This window comes from Hyalangium minutum, from assembly GCF_000737315.1.
Lineage (GTDB): Bacteria > Myxococcota > Myxococcia > Myxococcales > Myxococcaceae > Hyalangium > Hyalangium minutum.
In genome coordinates this window covers 584,359-599,556 of the sequence record NZ_JMCB01000003.1, presented here as the reverse complement: position 1 = coordinate 599,556, position 15,198 = coordinate 584,359, and the positions used below count along the sequence as shown (strand labels likewise).

Genomic DNA, 15,198 nt, shown 5'->3' with positions numbered 1-15,198 from the left:
AAATCCCCATGGCCGTCAGCGTCTTCGACCTCTTCAAGATTGGTATCGGTCCCTCCAGCTCGCACACCGTTGGGCCCATGCGCGCCGCGCGCATGTTCGCGCTCCAACTGCGCGACGAGGGCAAGCTCGAGCGGCTGGCTCGCCTGAAGGTCGAGCTGTTTGGCTCCCTGGGCGCCACCGGAAAGGGCCACGGGAGCGACAAGGCCGTGCTCCTGGGCCTGATGGGAGAGACGCCGGAGGGCGTCGACGTGGAGGGCATCCCCGCGCGCATCTTCCGCTGGCACTCCGAGGGCCGCGTCGCGGTGCTGGGCCAGCGCGAGGTGCCCTTCCGCGAGGCCGAGCAGCTCGTCATGCACCGCCGCCGCGCGCTGCCGTTCCACCCCAATGGCATGCGCTTCTCCGCCTGGGACAGCGACGGCACGGAGCTGTGCGTGCGTGTCTACTACTCGGTGGGCGGAGGCTTCGTGGTGAACGAGTCCGCCGCGCAGGGCGAGTCCCCCGTTCGCCCGGACGAGACGCCCCTGCGCTTCCCGTTCCGCTCGGCTGCCGAGCTGCTCGCGCACTGCAACCGCGAGCGCCTGCCCATCAGCTCCCTCATGCTGGAGAACGAGAAGGCCTGGCGCACCGAGGCAGAGATCCGCTCGGGCCTGCTGCGCATCTGGGAGGTCATGCAGGAGTGCGTGAAGCGCGGCTGCACCTCCTCCGGCATCCTTCCTGGAGGCCTCAAGGTGGAGCGCCGTGCCGCCAAGCTCTACCAGCGCCTCCTCAGCCGGCCCGAGGCGGGGCTCACCAACCCGCTCACGGTGCTGGACTGGGTCAACCTCTACGCCCTCGCGGTGAACGAGGAGAACGCTGCGGGCGGGCGGGTCGTGACGGCCCCGACGAACGGAGCCGCAGGCATCATCCCGGCGCTGCTGCACTACTACTGGCGCTTCGTGCCCGGCGCGGACGAGGACGGCGTGGTGCGCTTCCTGCTCACGGCGGGGGCGATCGGGGTGCTCTATAAGGAGAACGCGTCCATCAGCGGCGCGGAGGTGGGCTGCCAGGGCGAGGTGGGCAGCGCCTGCTCCATGGCCGCGGGGGCGCTGACGGAGGTGCTCGGGGGCACGCCGCTCCACGTGGAGAACGCGGCGGAGATCGCCATGGAGCACAACCTCGGCCTGACGTGTGATCCCATCGGCGGGCTGGTGCAGGTGCCGTGCATCGAGCGCAATGCCATGGCCTCGGTGAAGGCCATCAACGCCGCGCGCATGTCGCTGTCCGGAGATGGCACGCACTTCGTGAGCTTGGACAAGGTCATCAAGACCATGCGCGACACCGGCCGCGACATGAAGGACAAGTACAAGGAGACCGCTCGCGGAGGACTCGCGGTCAACGTGCTCGAAGTGTCGGATCTGAGCGTCGGTCTGCCCGAGTGCTGACAAGGAGGAGCTGCCATGGCGGAGCCGCTGACCTGGAGGCCGTGGCAGTAGTGGCCGGTCCCCTTGCGCCGAGCTCTCTCGGAGAGTGTGTCGGAGCCCGGTGCTAGGTGACGGACCGCCAGTAAGGGCGTGAAGGAGGAGGGAAGGGATGGGACGGGCGGCGGTGGATAGGCAGGGGTATGGCAACGCGGCGGAGGCAGCGGCGGTCCGCTTCTTGGAGGAGCGGGGCTACCGCATCCGGGCGCGCAACTTCCGGTGCCGCTATGGCGAGCTGGACATCGTGGCTGAGCACGGGAACACCGTCTGCTTCGTGGAGGTCCGGATGCGCTCCACGGCCGTGTGGGGAGACCCGTCGCACACGGTGTCTTTTGCGAAGCAGCGTCGCGTGGTGAAAGCCGCGCTGCACTATCTCTTCGCCTATGACCTGCGCGAGAGGATGATGCGCTTCGATGTTGTCTCGGTGGTGGGCCACGGCGAGAAGGCCACCGTGGAGCACCTTCCGAACGCCTTCGACGCGGGGATGTGACGCATGGCTGGGACGCTCTATCTGGTCGCAACGCCTATCGGGAACCTGGGGGACATCACCTCCCGGGCCGTGGAGACCTTGCGGCGCGTCGCCTTCGTCGCTTGCGAGGACACGCGGCACTCGCGCGTGCTCTTGGAGCACTTCGGGCTCGCCCCGGAGACGGTGAGCCTGCCCGCCTTCGCGGAGGGCCAACGCGCCGGGCGCATCCTCGACCGCATCGCCGGGGGCGAGGACTGTGCCCTCATCACCGACGCCGGCAGCCCCGGCATCAGCGATCCGGGCGAGAGGCTGGTGGCCGAGGCCCTCGAACGAGGCCTCACGGTGGTCCCTGTGCCCGGCGCTACCGCCCTGGTCGCGGCGCTGAGTGCCTCCGGGCTGCCCACGGGCCGCTTCCACTTCTTGGGCTTCCTGCCGCGCAAGGGCCCCGAGCGCCGCGTCATGTTGGAGGAGGTGGCGCAGCTCTCGGCCACGCTTGTGCTCTACGAGTCCCCGCGTCGGCTGGCGGAGACGCTGCCGGACCTCCAGGAGGCCTGGGGAGACCGCCGCGCTTGCGTGGCGCGCGAGCTCACCAAGATGCACGAGGAGTTCGTCCGGGGGCCGCTCTCGGAGCTGGCGGCGCGCTACGCGGCCGAGGAGCCTCGGGGCGAGGTGGTGGTGCTGGTGGAGGGGCGCACCGGCGAGCGCCGCTGGTCCGAGGAGGAGCTACGGCGGGCGCTGGAGGAGGGACTGGCGCGCGGCGAGAAGCTCAAGGCGCTGAGCACCGAGCTTGCCCGCCGCGCGGGCTGGTCCGGACAGGACGTCTACCGCCTGGGGCTGAGCCTCAAGCGGTAGGGGACTTCGGAATCAGAACGCGAACGCTGCGGACAGCTCCAGCCGGAAGCTGGTGCTCTCCACCGCCCGGAAGCGCCGGGACACCAGATCGTAGCGGAAGTCGAAGTTCGGGTTGATGTCCTGCTTCTTCGACGGATCGCTGAACTCCTCCGGCTTCACGCCCAGGTCCTCGTTGGTGAGCCCGTGGTCCGTGTTGTAGAGGAACGTGCCCGAGGCGCGCAGGGTGAAGGCCTCGCCCGCGCTCGCCGTGGCGCCGAACTGGCCGCCGATCTGGAAGTACTCCTGGGTGGCCAGCAGCTTGCCCAGGGCCGCGCTCAGCTCGTTGTAGTAGCGGCCCTCGCCGATGTAGGTGCCGATGGCGCGGATATCCAGCGCGAACTTCTGGGACTTGGTCTTGTCGCTGAACGCGGTGAACTCGGCGCCCGTGACGATGCCCGCCACCGTGGGAGCCTGGATGCCCGTCTCCTTGCGGCTCCACTTCCCGGTGAAGCAGTTGCCGGGCGTGCCTTGGGACTCCAAGTTGAAGCAATTCGAGTAGATGCCCGGGCCCTGCACCGGGATCGTGTAGTGCACCTTGAAGTACGGATCCGCCACGCCCACCTTCCGCGAGAAGGACGTGTACAAGGTGTACTTGTGGACGCGATCGCCCACGTTGCCGCGGGTGCCGACCGAATCCCGGTTGTCCTGGCTCGGATCGCGCAGCTTCGCGGTGGGCGCCTCGTAGTCCAGGCCAACAATCCACATCGGCTTGGTGTCGTCCCGGTTCTGGTTGAAGAAGGCGTAGGCCATGCCGAAGCGCATGTTGCCCAGGCCTCCACGCTTTCTGGGATCGTTGGAGTCGATGGGGAACAGAGTCAGCGGGGTATCCCGCTGGGTGCCGTCCGGGTTCAGGGTGTTTTTGATGATGGTGGAGGTTGATTCGCTCGTCGCGGAGGTGAACGCGTAGTTGTCGTTCTGTTGCAGAACGATGGGGATCCCGAACGAGAACTCGAAGTCCTTGTAGAGACCGATCGCCAGGTTGATGTCGAGCCGCGTGTCGGAGCCCTTGTGCCAGACCTCGGGCCGCTCAATGAGCCCCTGCGTACCCGTGAGCTCCTCGCGGACGATCTTCGTGTGCGTCTGCGTCCGGTGGAACTTGGCGTCGAGGATGAGATCGAACGGATCGTCCTCGTCGAACGAGGAAGCGATCCGAGTGATCTCCGCGGCGTTTGCGGCCAGCGGGGCGCCGAACAGCAGCGCGGCGAGAACGGCGCGAAGCCTGAACATCCGACCTCCGAAGAACCCTAGTGGCTCTCAGGGCCCGCGGATGCAGGCAGCCCCCTTCGGGACTGCGGACTGCGGTGGCCTAACCCCTGAGAACTGTTGAGAAATTACCAGGGACGCTAGCCGTCATGTGCAGGGGTGTCAAGAAATGGGTGGGCTCAGTTCCCAGATGCCACTGCCGAGCCGAGCAGTGAGTCCATTCGCCGGACCTCCGCCTCCAGCGAGGACTTCTGGTCGGCGGACAGGGTGCGCCGGAACGTGCGGTGGCTGTCGAAGGGGTCCATCACCCGATCGTCCTGCGTCATGAGCTGGTAGTGCAGGTGCGGAGCAAAGGAACGGCCGCTGTTGCCGCTCTGCGCGAGCACTTGGCCCGTGGAGAAGCGCGCCCCGGGCTTGAGGCTCTTGGGCAGCTCCGAGAGGTGGAGGAAGAGCGCACGCCGGCGCTTTCCGCCAACCTCCTCCAGCTCCAGGCAGTTGCCGTTGCTGCCAAAGTTCCAGTTCTTGCGCTTGACGACGCCGGTAAAGGGGGCCTTCACGGGCGAGCCCACGGCGGCCTTGAAGTCCACGCCCTTGTGGCCGCGGCCATCACGCAGCAGGGACGTCACCTGCTCGAAGTCATCCAGGGGCGAGTGCTCCAGGCGCTCCTCCATCTCCTCGCCGGTGGGCAGGAAGAAGCGAGCGTACCCGTCGCCCGGGGCCTGGAAGCGGTAGGCGCTGTGCGTCTTGCCCGTCTTGCCGCTGGTGAAGCGCACGGCGTGCACGAGCGGCTCCTCATTGGGGCGGAGCTGGTAGAGCACGTCGAGGGTGTCGCCCCGGAGGATCTCGTTGGGCACTCGCACCCACCACACGAGGGTGCGCGTCACCACCTGCGCCAACGCGGGGCCCACGGAGGGATCCGAGGCCTGCACGAGCGCCGTCTCCAGCGGCCCGTCGATCTTCACCGAGACGCGAGACAGGCCCGCAGCGGTGAGGGGATCCACCGGCGCCGGAGGCGGAGTGGGTGCCTGGACAGCAGCCGGGTTGGCGGCGGAGGGAGAGGCCTCGGCGACAGCGGCAGGAGGCGGCGACTGGAAGGGCAGGGCGCCCTTGTTCTGCTTCCACCAATAGGCGCCTCCCGCGGCGCCGCCCAGGAGCAGCGAGACGAAGACGACAGAGCCGGTCCGGCTCCGCTTCGGGGGGGCACCAAGAGTGGGTAGAGACGGCCGCATGCAGGCTCCCTGAGGTCGAGCGGTACGCGGGGCCGAAACCGTCGCGATCGCGGCGTTATTTCGGGTTTATTCGTCCGAGGACTCGTCCTTGCCTGAGCCCTCGTCCTTGCCTTCTTCCTTGCCCTCGGGGGCGATGTCCCGAAGGCCGAACTCCTTCATCTTCGTCTGGAGCGACTTGCGGCTGATCTGCAGCAGCTTGGCTGCTCGCGTGACGTTGCCGCCCGTCTCCTCGAGGGCCTTGGTGATGAGGTCCTTCTCGAGCTCCGCCGCCTTCATGCGGATGATGTCCTTGAGGCCCGTCTCACCGGTGGGCGCCTCCACGACCGAGGAGCTGGCAAGCGAGTTCGCCTGTGCCCCGCCACCCTGGCGCACGGGCTCCGGCAGATCCTTGGCGGTGATGAGCGGGCCGTCCGCGAAGAGCAGCACGCGCTCGATGAGGTTCTCCAGCTCGCGGATGTTGCCGGGCCAGTTGTAGGCCTGAAGCAGCACCATCGCGTCGTCGGCGATGCCCTCGATCTTCTTGTTCAGCCGGCGGTTGTACTTCTCGACGAAGTACTTCGCCAGCATGGGGATGTCGCTGCGGCGCTCGCGCAGTGCGGGCAGGCCGATGGGGACCACCGCCAGACGGTAGTAGAGGTCCTTGCGGAAGCGTCCTGCCTCGATCTCCGCCTGCAGATCCTTGTTGGTGGCGGCCACCAGGCGCACGTCCACGCGGGTCGTCTTGATACCGCCCACGCGCTCGAACTCGCTCTCCTGGAGCGCGCGCAGCAGCTTCACCTGCATCTCCACGGGGATCTCGCCGATCTCGTCCAGGAAGAGCGTGCCGCCGTCGGCCAGCTCGAAGCGGCCGGGCTTGGAAGTCACCGCACCCGTGAAGGCGCCGCGCTCGTGGCCGAACAGCTCGGACTCGATGAGATCGTGCGGGATGGCCGCGCAGTTGATCTTGATGAAGGGCTTGTCCCGGCGGCTGGAGGCGCCGTGCAGGGCGGTGGCGATCAGCTCCTTGCCCGTGCCGCTCTCGCCCGTGATCAGCACGGTGGAGGGAGTGTCCGCCACCTTGTCGATGATCTTGTAGACATCTTGGATCTGCGGAGACTCACCGATGATGGCGGCGCGGGCCTTGCTGTCCGGGCGCACGGAGCGGCGGTTGCTCTCGTGGGCCTTGGCGGCCTTGGCGATGACGGCGTTGAGCTCGGGCTGGTCGAAGGGCTTGGTGATGTAGTCGAACGCGCCCGCCTTGATGGCCTCCACGGCGGAGTCCACCGTGCCGTGAGCGGTGATGATGATGACGGGCACGTCCGGGTTGGCGGCCTTGATGGCGCTGAGCACCTCCATGCCGCCCACCTTGGGCATCACCAGGTCCGTCACGACGATGTCGGCGCCGTTCTTCTGGAACTCGGCGAGCCCCTGCTCGCCGTCGGCGGCGACGGTGACGTCATAGCCCTCTCGCCGCAGCATGGCGGCGAGCACCTTGCGCAGGTTTGCCTCGTCGTCGAGGACCAGGACCTTGGCCACGGAGGACACGGCTTTCAGGCTACTTGCGCGGAGGAGCGGTGGCTCCGCCCTCGAGCGTGCAGATGGAGTCCGGGTGCTTGATGCGCAGGATGAGTGCCTCGAGCACGCGGAACGGGTGGTTCATCCGGGAGGCGCCCAGGTACGAGGTGACCATGTCCATGGCCACGGCCAGGTCCATGTTCTCGCGGCCGGTGGACACCACCACGCCCGCCTCGCCTCGCAGGCGGTTGGACTGGAAGACGCCATCCGCGGCGAGCTGGCGGATGGTCTCGATCTCCAGCACGCCGGTCTTCTCGTAGATGCGGTGGAGCAGGGAGAACAGGCGCGGCGAGAGCACCACGGCATAGGGGCCGTAGTGGCCGTGCTCGTTGAGCTTCCGGGTGGCCTCGACGATGGCCATGTAGCCGGCGCCCGGGTGCGTCCAGTCGCCGAGCGGCACGGTGAGCCGGCCCGTGGCCGTCATCAGGCCCTCGTGGCCGAGCCGCGGGTCTCCGTAGAAGATCAGCTCGTCTTCCTGCTGGGCGCAGAGGGCGGCGGCGCCAGCGGCGGCGGACACATCGAGCGGCATGTTGTGGATGCGGGCCGCCTCGATGTCGCGCCAGTGCAGCAGGAAGTCCTTATAGATGATGGGGATCGTCTTGAACTTGCGCGCATCAGTGAAGACGGTGGCCGTCTCCTGCTCGCCGACGATGTCCACCGCGCCAGGGGAGACGCCCTGGTACTCGTCATGGGGCACGGTCTGCACGCCCGCACCGAGCGGTCCATAGATGTCCAGGATGCGGCGGCCCACCAGCGAGCGGCGCGCGACCTGGATGACGGTCTCATTGAGGCGGGCCCACTCCTCCTCGCGGAGGGGGTTCTCGGCATGTCCAAGGAAGTCAGGCATCGGCAAGCTCCTCTAAGGAGGAATCGTCAGCGAGCGCCGCCCCGGCCACCGCCGCCCCCCGTACCGCCGGATCGCCTGAGCGATCCCACGGTGAGCGGGTAGGCATTCTCGGAGGGTGGAGCGGTCAGGCCGTAGATGACGCGGTGGGGGGGAAGGGTGGAAACAGGCTCAACGACAAGGCGGCCCCCGTTGGCTCCCGACACGGCGGCAGCAGGCGAGGGGACAGAAGAAGCAGGCGAGGGTGCAGGCGACGGGACAGAGGGGGCACCGACAGCCTTCTGGAAGTGACCCGGCGCGATGGGGTTGGCGAAGTGGGCGTCCTGCCCCGCGTCCAGCATGCGCAGCATCTGGGTGGCCTCGGCGACGTGCTCCTTCTCCTCGGCGGCCAGGTGGGCGAAGAAAGCGCGGACCTCGGGGTGGGAGGAGGCCTGGGCAAAGGCCTCGTATTCATTGATGGTCTCCAGCTCGCGCGCCAACACGCGACGGATGCGAGCGACGTCATTCAGGAGATCATTGTCGGAGGACCCAGCCATCGGGGGGGGACCATTGCGGCCTGCCTGGGGCACCGTCAAGGAAAACAGTGGAGGGCTGTCTTCTTGCTTCATGGAGGTGAACGTCCCGCGTAGATTGCGCCGCCTCTTTGACTGCCTCCGTGCCAGGTCAGAACCTTCCCCCACCGCCCGAAGTCCCCGCGAAGAAGTCCGAGCCGGGAAGCGGCCGGGGTGCCCTCTTCGTCGCTGCGGGGATCCTGGCCTCGCGCCTCATGGGTCTGGTGCGGGAGCGCGTCTTCGCGCACTACCTGGGCAACGCCGAGGCCGCCGCTGTCTTCAAGGCGGCACTTCGCATCCCCAACTTCCTGCAGAACCTGTTCGGCGAGGGCGTGCTGTCCGGCTCCTTCATCCCGGTCTACGCCCAGCTGCTGGGGCAGAAGAACCAGGAGGAGGCGGATCGGCTGGCGGGGGCCATCTTCGGACTGATGGCGCTGGCCACCAGCCTGTTCGTGGCGGCGGGCATGCTGGCCACGCCCTTGTTCGTGGACGCCATTGCCCCCGGCTTCGAGGGCGAGTCCCGGGCCCTGGCCATCCAGCTGGTGCGCATCGTCTTCCCGGGCACGGGGCTGCTGGTGCTGTCGGCGTGGTGCCTGGGCATCCTCAATAGTCACCGCCGCTTCCTGCTGTCCTATCTGGCGCCGGTGGTGTGGAACCTGGTGCTGATCGGCACGCTGGTGGTGATGGGCGGCCGGGTGGGCGAGGAGCGGCTGGCGGAGCTGCTGGCGTACGCGGTGGTGGCCGGAAGCTTCCTGCAGTTCGCCGTGCAGGTGCCCTCGGTGATGCGGCTGCTGGGGAAGTTCCGGCCCTCGCTCTCCGTGGCCAGCGAGTCCGTTCGCCGGGTGCTGCGCAGCTTCGTCCCCGTGGTCATCGGCCGAGGCGTGGTGCAGATCAGCGCCTATGTGGACACGGCCGTGGCCTCGCTGCTGTCCGAGCGGGCCCTGTCCTCGCTCTTCTATGCGCAGACCATCTACCTCATCCCTGTGAGCCTCTTCGGCATGGCGGTGTCCGCCGCCGAGCTGCCAGAGATGTCCCGCGCCACCGGTGGCGCCACAGAGGAGGTCAACGCCAAGCTCCGCGAGCGCATCGAGGCGGGTGCCCGCCGCGTGGCCTTCTTCGTGGTGCCGTCCGCCACCGCCTTCCTGCTCCTGGGCGATGTCGTGGCGGCCACACTCCTCCAGACAGGCCGGTTCACCCCGGCGGACTCCCGCTATGTCTGGTACCTGCTGATGGGCTCGGCCGTGGGGCTGGTGTCTGCCACGGTGGGCCGCTTGTACTCTTCCGCCTTCTATGCCCTGAAGGACCCCAGCACCCCGCTGCGCTTCGCCATCGTCCGGGTGGGCCTGGGGGCGCTCATGGCCTGGGGGCTCGGCCTGTACCTGCCGGAGTGGCTGGGGCTGCCCCGGCACCTGGGCGCCGCCTTCATCACCGTGGCGAGCGGCTTGGTGGCCTGGGTGGAGGCCTTTCTGCTGCGCCGGAGCCTGGCCCGCCGCATTGGAGGCCATGTAGGTCCACCTCCGGGCCTGCTGCCGAAGCTCTGGGGCGCCGCCGCCGTGGCGGGCGTGGTGGCCCTGGGCGTCAAGGCCGCCCTGACTTCGCTCCGGGGGCCCATGCTGGGGGTGGCGGAGGAGTGGGGTGGGAGCCTGCTGGCCCCTCCGGCGCTGCCCTCGGTGGTGACCTTCCTGGCCGTCGTCGCCCCCTACGGCATCATCTATTTCGCTCTCACGGCCGCCATGGGCCTGCCCCAGGCACAGGCCGTCTTCCGCCGGGCGCGGAGGCTTCTGGGGCGCTAGCCTGGGCGCTCTCGGGAGGGCAGCCAGGCAGCCTCAAAAGTGGGGGTTGGGGATGGGACGGTGGGCGCGGCGCGTTAAGCAGCGGATGGGGTGTTTGCGAAAGAAGGCCGCAAGCGTCTTCCGTCCCGGCGTTGAGCGCGTGTAGAGTGCGCCGCCTTTTTCAGGAGCCCGGTTTTGCCTGAAACCTGGCCAGGATTTCCTTCAGGAAGGTCTCGGCAGTGAGCGACGAGAAGAGCGGTGGAGCAGGTGGTTTTGGTCCGAAGAAGCCCAAGGCCACCTTCGGTGACGTGATGCTCGGTATCCCCGCGGGCCGCGCCGGTGAGCGCGAGGGCGGCCGTGGGGGTGATCGCGGCGGCGACCGGGGTGGAGACCGGGGCCGTGGCGGTCCTGACCGCAAGGGAGGCGACCGCGAGGCTCGTCCGCCGCGCCCCGAGGGTGAGGCGGGGGGTGCGTCCGCCGCGGGTCCTCGTGAGGACCGGCGGCCCCGGGGTGACCGGGATCGCGGCCCTCGTGGCGGCGGAGGCGGTGGCAGCGGAGGGGGTGGCGAGCGCCGCGGTGGCGGTGAGCGCAAGCCTTCGGGCCCCATGGTCGTCGTGAAACGTGCGTCGGGCGTCATCGAGACGCGCGGCCCGGTGGGCGAGCAGCCCGCCGCGTCCACGGCGACGTCTGCGGAGACGACTGCGGCCGCTGAGGCTTCGGCCGCCGAGGCCCCCGTGGCTCCGACGCCGGCTCCCACGCCGCGTCCGGCGCCGGTCCCGGCTCCGAGCAGCGCCCTCTATGAGGACGTGCCCGAGAGCGAGTCCTTCGCGGAGATGTTCGAGGCGCAGGTGAAGGACGGCAACGTCCCCACCCGGCGCAGCGTGCGCGTGGGCGAGAAGGTGACGGGCAAGATCTTCCAGCTCGGCGCGGATACGGCCTTCGTGTCGCTCGACGGCGTCAAGAGCGAGGCGATGATCGACCTGCGCGAGCTGAAGGACGACGAGGGCATCCTGCGCTACGGCGTGGGTGACACGCTCGAGGCGCACGTCATCGAGGCGGGCGCTCGCGGCATCCAGCTGAGCCGGGCCCTGACCAAGGGCAACGCGAACATGGCCATGCTGGCCGAGGCTCGCGCGTCGGGCATGCCGGTGGAGGGCATGGTCCTCAGCGTGAACAAGGGCGGCGTCGAGGTCGCCATCGGCGACGTGCGCGCGTTCTGCCCCATCAGCCAGCTGGACATCCGCTTCGTGGAGAAGCCGGATCAGTTCATCGGCGAGAAGCTGACGTTCCGTGTCACCGAGGTGCGGGACCGGAACGTGGTGCTGTCGCGCCGCTCGCTCCTCGAGGAGGAGCAGAAGAAGCTGGCGGACCAGACCCGGAAGACGCTGTCCGAGGGCAAGGTCGTCAAGGGCAAGGTCACCGGCGTGCGCGACTTCGGCGCCTTCGTGGATCTGGGCGGCGTGGAGGGCATGATCCCCGTCTCCGAGATGTCTCACGTGCGCATCGGCCACCCGAGCGAGGTGGTGAAGGTGGGCGACGAGCTGGAGGTGGAGATCATCCGCCTCGAGGCCGCCCAGCCGAACTCGCCGGACAAGGCCAAGCACAAGGAGCGCATCACGCTGTCCCTGCGCTCGCGCCAGGAGGATCCCTTCAAGGCGGCGCTGGCCTCCATCAAGGAGGGCGACCGGCTCCAGGGCAAGGTCGTCCGCCTGCAGGCGTTCGGCGCGTTCGTGGAGCTGAAGCCGGGCGTGGATGGCCTGGTGCACATCTCCGCGCTCTCGGATCGCCGCATCGCGCACCCGCGCGACGTGGTGAAGGAGGGCGAGGTGATCTGGGTCGTGGTCGAGAAGATCGACCCGAACGAGAAGCGCATCGGCCTGCGGAAGATCTCCGAGGAGGATGCGCAGCGTCCTCCCGAGGAGCGCCCGGCCGCCGAGGCCAAGGCCGCCAAGCCGGCCGAGCCCGCCGCTCCGCGCCCGAAGGTGGGCCAGGTGGTCGTGGGCAAGGTCGACCGCATCGAGCCCTACGGCGTGTTCCTGCAGTTCCCCGGTGGCAAGGGGCTCCTGCCGGCCGCTGAGACGGGCACGGATCGCGGCACGGATCTGCGCAAGGTCTTCTCGCTCGGCCAGGACGTGAAGGTGGCCATCCTGGACATCGACGCGTCCGGGAAGATTCGCCTGTCCGTCACCGCGGCCGAGCGTGCGGAGGAGCGCGCGGAGCTCGACGCCTGGCAGAAGACCCAGAAGCCCCAGGGCGGTGGCGGCAAGGGATTCGGCACGCTCGCGGACCTGTTGAAGAACAAGAAGGTCTGAGGAGTGGGCTCCGGAAAAAGGTGTTGACGCACCAGGGGGAGGGCGGTACTTACCCTCCCGCTTTTGCCGCGGGGTGGAGCAGCCTGGTAGCTCGTCGGGCTCATAACCCGAAGGTCGCAGGTTCAAATCCTGCCCCCGCAACTGGAAGCACCGGAGGCCCTTCCGGAAATAACTGGAAGGGCCTCCGTCGTTCTACTCAGAGTCACAAAGGTTATCGCGGGGTGGAGCAGCCTGGTAGCTCGTCGGGCTCATAACCCGAAGGTCGCAGGTTCAAATCCTGCCCCCGCAACTCAAGAAGCCGGCGCTCCTGAAAAGGGGCGCCGGCTTTGTCTTTGGCGCTGACTCAGGGATCAGGGCGTGGCCGCTTCGCGATCGCGGTGCGCATCCAGGTAGGCCGCGAAGCCCGCCTTGGACTGGATCCGGAACATGGGGATGCGCGCCAGCGCCTCCGAGCCGAACGCGTACTGTTCGCAGACGAGGCTCGCGCGAACCGCTCCCGCTTCGCCGCCCGTGAAGGGCTCGACCTCGTGCTGAAGGTCCCCACGAAACTGCACGAGGAGCCCGGGCCGAGGACGGACACTGCCCACCAGCTGATCTTCACGCAGCAGGTGCAGCGAGCCACCTTGAACGCCCGAAGGCACCGTGAGGTAGAGCACGCTGACATGCTCGGGGACCGCGTTCCGGACGCCACTGGGGTCCGACAGCGTGGCGTCGATGTGCCGCCCCACACCCTTGCCAGCCTCGAGCAGCAGCAGGTTCAAGTAGAAGGCATTGGGGCGGAGCCGCTCTGAGCTCGGGCCGAAGAGGCGCTCGCGCCAGGGCAGCAGGCCCCGTGTCGTCCTCGGCTCCATCACCAGAGAGAGGTAGTCCGCGAGGAAGGGGAAGCGCTCCAGCAGCGTGGCCTTGCCCGCCTCGGTGAAGATGAAGGCGAAGCCCTTGCTGGCCTGGAACGACCCCATGAGCGGGCTGCGCGCTACGAAGCGTGACGCGAGCAGGGCCTCCCGGAGGGCCTCCAGCCGGGGACCTGTCAGCGCGTCGCGGTGGGTGACGTACTCGCTCACGGCCTCCAGCGTAGCGGGTCTCGGGAGGGGCAGGGGACTCCCAAAGCACAGGGCATGGGCTCGCCTGTCCTCTCAACGAGGGGGCTGGAGCATCCCGCTCAACAGCGCGCGGATCATGTGCTCGGAGAGCACCTCCATGGGGGTCGTCAGGAAGTCCTTGCACGTCAGCTTGAGGCTCACCACCCCATGGAGCCCCGCCCAGAAAATCTCTGTCAGCCGCTGAGGATCCGCGCCAGGCACCAGACGCCCCTCGGCTTGGAGCGCCTCGAAAGCTTCCACGAGGAGACGGAAGGATTGCTCGCCGCCCTCCTTGGGAGTGCTGCGGAGCACCGCGCTGGTGATCTCCGGATCCTCCATGAAGAGCAGCCGGTAGGTCTCCGGGTTGCTCACGCCGAATTGCAGGTAGCGCTGGGCCGCCGCGCGCAAGCGCGCCTCTGGATCCGGCGAGGAGGCCGCAGGCGCCAGGAAGGTCCACAGTTCCTGAAACCCCCGCGCGCTCAGCTCCTGGGCGATCTCATCCCGGTTCTTGAAGTGCAGGTAGAGCGTGGCCGGGGCGTATTCCACCGCGTCCGCCAGCTTGCGCATCGACAGGGCGCGAAAACCCTCCTTCAGCACGATGTCCCGAGCGGCCGCGAGGATCTGCTCGCGCAGTTGCCCTTTCTGCCGCTGCCTTCGCTCTGCGATCCCCATGAAAGGAACTTTAAGCCTTGACGGCCCGGACGGTCATCATTAAATGAACGGCGTTCAGTGAACAGTGTTCACTCCGTGGTTAGGTGTTCAGACAAGGAGGCATGTCATGGGCCTGGTGGGACTGTTTGGAGCGGCTGGAGCCATCGGTGGAAGTGTGGCGAGCGCCTTGAGGGCAAGCGGGCGTCCGTACCGGGTGGTGGGGCGCTCGCGAGGGGCGCTCGAGGCAGAGTTCGGCGCCGATCCGCTGGCGGAGATCGTGACGTGGAACCCGGACGATCCCCAGTCCGTGAAGGCCGCCGCGCAGGGGCTGGAGACGCTCATCTACCTGGTGGGGGTGCCGTACTGGGACTTCCGGTTGCACCCAATCCTCATGCAGAAGACGCTGGAGGGGGCGCGGGCCGCCGGGGTGTCCAAGCTGCTGCTCATCGGGACGGTGTATCCGTTTGGCCGGCCCCAGCGCGCGCGAGTCGATGAGTCCCATCCGCGCGAGCCCCACACCTTCAAGGGGCGGATGCGCAAGGAGCAGGAGGATCTCGTGCTCGGGGCGCATGGCCGGGACGGGCTGCAGACGGCCATTCTGCGACTGCCGGACTTCTACGGTCCAAACCTCGAGCGCAGTCTTCTCTACCGAGTCTTCCAGGCCGCGCTTCAGGGCACGCGGGCCGATCTCATCGGGCCCATCGACACGCCTCACGAGTTCGTGTTCGTCCCGGACGTGGGGCCGGTGGTCGCCTCGCTCATCGACGAGCCGCGCGCTTACGGCCGAGCCTGGAACCTGGCGGGAGCCGGGGTCACCACCCAGCGAGAGATCGTGGAGCGGATCTTCTCGGAGGTGGGCCGTCCCCCGAAGCTCCGCGTCGCGGGCCCGTGGATGGTGCGCGCGCTGGGACTGTTCGACCCGTTCATGCGGGAGCTCGTGGAGATGTACTACCTGCAGACCACGCCCGTGCTGATGGATGACTCAGCGCTGCGAGGACTCTTGGGAGAGGTGCGCAAGACTCCCTATCACGAGGGTATCCGCCAGACGCTCGAGGCCATGAAGGGAGCGGCCTCGTCCGCGACAGCGCCGCTGCGGCCTGCGACGGCCCGCGCCCACTGAGGACCGGCTCAAAGGAGCCGGCGGCCTCTTCCGCTGGGGCGCGCGCATCGGTTTAGACTGCGCGCC

At 68.3% G+C, this 15,198-nt stretch carries 13 protein-coding genes and 2 tRNA genes; 8 read left to right on the top strand and 7 right to left on the bottom strand.

The annotated features are described in order from the left end of the window. Positions 1–8 precede the first annotated feature (8 nt). The 3 genes from DB31_RS08945 to rsmI all read left to right on the top strand — a co-directional run bounded on the left by DB31_RS08945 (position 9) and on the right by rsmI (position 2,778). Positions 9–1,421, top strand: coding sequence for an L-serine ammonia-lyase (locus DB31_RS08945; protein WP_044185243.1), 1,413 nt, complete (start codon positions 9–11; stop codon positions 1,419–1,421). Between the two features lie 148 nt (positions 1,422–1,569). After that, positions 1,570–1,947, top strand: a complete 378-nt coding sequence (locus tag DB31_RS08940) for a YraN family protein (RefSeq protein ID WP_044185241.1) — start codon at positions 1,570–1,572, stop codon at positions 1,945–1,947. Between the two features lie 3 nt (positions 1,948–1,950). After that, positions 1,951–2,778: a 16S rRNA (cytidine(1402)-2'-O)-methyltransferase gene (rsmI, locus tag DB31_RS08935; RefSeq protein WP_044185239.1), complete on the top strand. Its 828-nt coding sequence runs from the start codon at positions 1,951–1,953 to the stop codon at positions 2,776–2,778. 12 nt (positions 2,779–2,790) lie between these two features. Here rsmI and DB31_RS08930 read toward each other — a convergent pair whose 3' ends face one another. The 5 genes from DB31_RS08930 to DB31_RS08910 form a co-directional block, all read right to left on the bottom strand. Continuing rightward, a complete protein-coding gene (locus DB31_RS08930; RefSeq protein ID WP_044185237.1) occupies positions 2,791–4,044 on the bottom strand; it encodes a hypothetical protein in 1,254 nt (417 codons plus the stop codon). Positions 4,045–4,199: 155 nt separating this feature from the next. Beyond that, positions 4,200–5,249, bottom strand: a complete 1,050-nt coding sequence (locus tag DB31_RS08925; protein WP_044185235.1) for a M23 family metallopeptidase — start codon at positions 5,247–5,249, stop codon at positions 4,200–4,202. Between the two features lie 66 nt (positions 5,250–5,315). Continuing rightward, complete coding sequence (locus DB31_RS08920) at positions 5,316–6,764, bottom strand: sigma-54-dependent transcriptional regulator (RefSeq protein ID WP_044186159.1); 1,449 nt, start codon at positions 6,762–6,764, stop codon at positions 5,316–5,318. Between the two features lie 19 nt (positions 6,765–6,783). Then, on the bottom strand, positions 6,784–7,650 hold the full coding sequence (locus tag DB31_RS08915) for a family 1 encapsulin nanocompartment shell protein (protein ID WP_044185232.1): 867 nt from the start codon (positions 7,648–7,650) through the stop codon (positions 6,784–6,786). A 26-nt stretch (positions 7,651–7,676) separates the two neighbouring features. Continuing rightward, positions 7,677–8,183, bottom strand: a complete 507-nt coding sequence (locus tag DB31_RS08910; protein ID WP_044185231.1) for a ferritin family protein — start codon at positions 8,181–8,183, stop codon at positions 7,677–7,679. 119 nt (positions 8,184–8,302) lie between these two features. Between DB31_RS08910 and murJ the strand changes: the two genes are divergently transcribed. From murJ to DB31_RS08890, 4 genes are all read left to right on the top strand, one after another. Continuing rightward, the gene (murJ, locus tag DB31_RS08905) at positions 8,303–9,991 is read left to right on the top strand and encodes a murein biosynthesis integral membrane protein MurJ (protein WP_276203612.1); all 1,689 of its coding nucleotides are present in this window, start codon (positions 8,303–8,305) and stop codon (positions 9,989–9,991) included. Positions 9,992–10,209: 218 nt separating this feature from the next. After that, complete coding sequence (locus tag DB31_RS08900) at positions 10,210–12,282, top strand: S1 RNA-binding domain-containing protein (protein ID WP_044185226.1); 2,073 nt, start codon at positions 10,210–10,212, stop codon at positions 12,280–12,282. Positions 12,283–12,349: 67 nt separating this feature from the next. Continuing rightward, positions 12,350–12,423 (top strand) — tRNA-Met (locus DB31_RS08895). Between the two features lie 74 nt (positions 12,424–12,497). After that, positions 12,498–12,571, top strand: a tRNA-Met gene (locus DB31_RS08890). Positions 12,572–12,632: 61 nt separating this feature from the next. Here the strand turns inward: DB31_RS08890 and DB31_RS08885 are convergent. Continuing rightward, on the bottom strand, positions 12,633–13,343 hold the full coding sequence (locus DB31_RS08885) for a 2OG-Fe(II) oxygenase (RefSeq protein WP_044185223.1): 711 nt from the start codon (positions 13,341–13,343) through the stop codon (positions 12,633–12,635). A 72-nt stretch (positions 13,344–13,415) separates the two neighbouring features. Continuing rightward, complete coding sequence (locus DB31_RS08880; RefSeq protein WP_044185221.1) at positions 13,416–14,033, bottom strand: TetR/AcrR family transcriptional regulator; 618 nt, start codon at positions 14,031–14,033, stop codon at positions 13,416–13,418. A 106-nt stretch (positions 14,034–14,139) separates the two neighbouring features. On the opposite strand from DB31_RS08880, the gene DB31_RS08875 reads away from it, so the two are divergent. After that, positions 14,140–15,132 (top strand): NAD-dependent epimerase/dehydratase family protein, encoded by a 993-nt coding sequence (locus DB31_RS08875; protein ID WP_044185219.1) that lies wholly within the window; start codon positions 14,140–14,142, stop codon positions 15,130–15,132. Positions 15,133–15,198 lie beyond the last annotated feature (66 nt).

What these genes read in the sequence shown, in the direction of transcription:
- DB31_RS08875 (WP_044185219.1), top strand. Translation starts at nt 14,140, where the DNA reads ATGGGCCTGGTGGGACTGTTTGGAGCGGCTGGAGCCATCGGTGGAAGT.
- DB31_RS08915 (WP_044185232.1), bottom strand. Translation starts at nt 7,650, where the DNA reads ATGCCTGACTTCCTTGGACATGCCGAGAACCCCCTCCGCGAGGAGGAG.
- DB31_RS08945 (WP_044185243.1), top strand. Translation starts at nt 9, where the DNA reads ATGGCCGTCAGCGTCTTCGACCTCTTCAAGATTGGTATCGGTCCCTCC.
- DB31_RS08925 (WP_044185235.1), bottom strand. Translation starts at nt 5,249, where the DNA reads ATGCGGCCGTCTCTACCCACTCTTGGTGCCCCCCCGAAGCGGAGCCGG.
- DB31_RS08940 (WP_044185241.1), top strand. Translation starts at nt 1,570, where the DNA reads ATGGGACGGGCGGCGGTGGATAGGCAGGGGTATGGCAACGCGGCGGAG.
- rsmI (WP_044185239.1), top strand. Translation starts at nt 1,951, where the DNA reads ATGGCTGGGACGCTCTATCTGGTCGCAACGCCTATCGGGAACCTGGGG.
- DB31_RS08910 (WP_044185231.1), bottom strand. Translation starts at nt 8,183, where the DNA reads ATGGCTGGGTCCTCCGACAATGATCTCCTGAATGACGTCGCTCGCATC.
- DB31_RS08880 (WP_044185221.1), bottom strand. Translation starts at nt 14,033, where the DNA reads ATGGGGATCGCAGAGCGAAGGCAGCGGCAGAAAGGGCAACTGCGCGAG.
- DB31_RS08930 (WP_044185237.1), bottom strand. Translation starts at nt 4,044, where the DNA reads ATGTTCAGGCTTCGCGCCGTTCTCGCCGCGCTGCTGTTCGGCGCCCCG.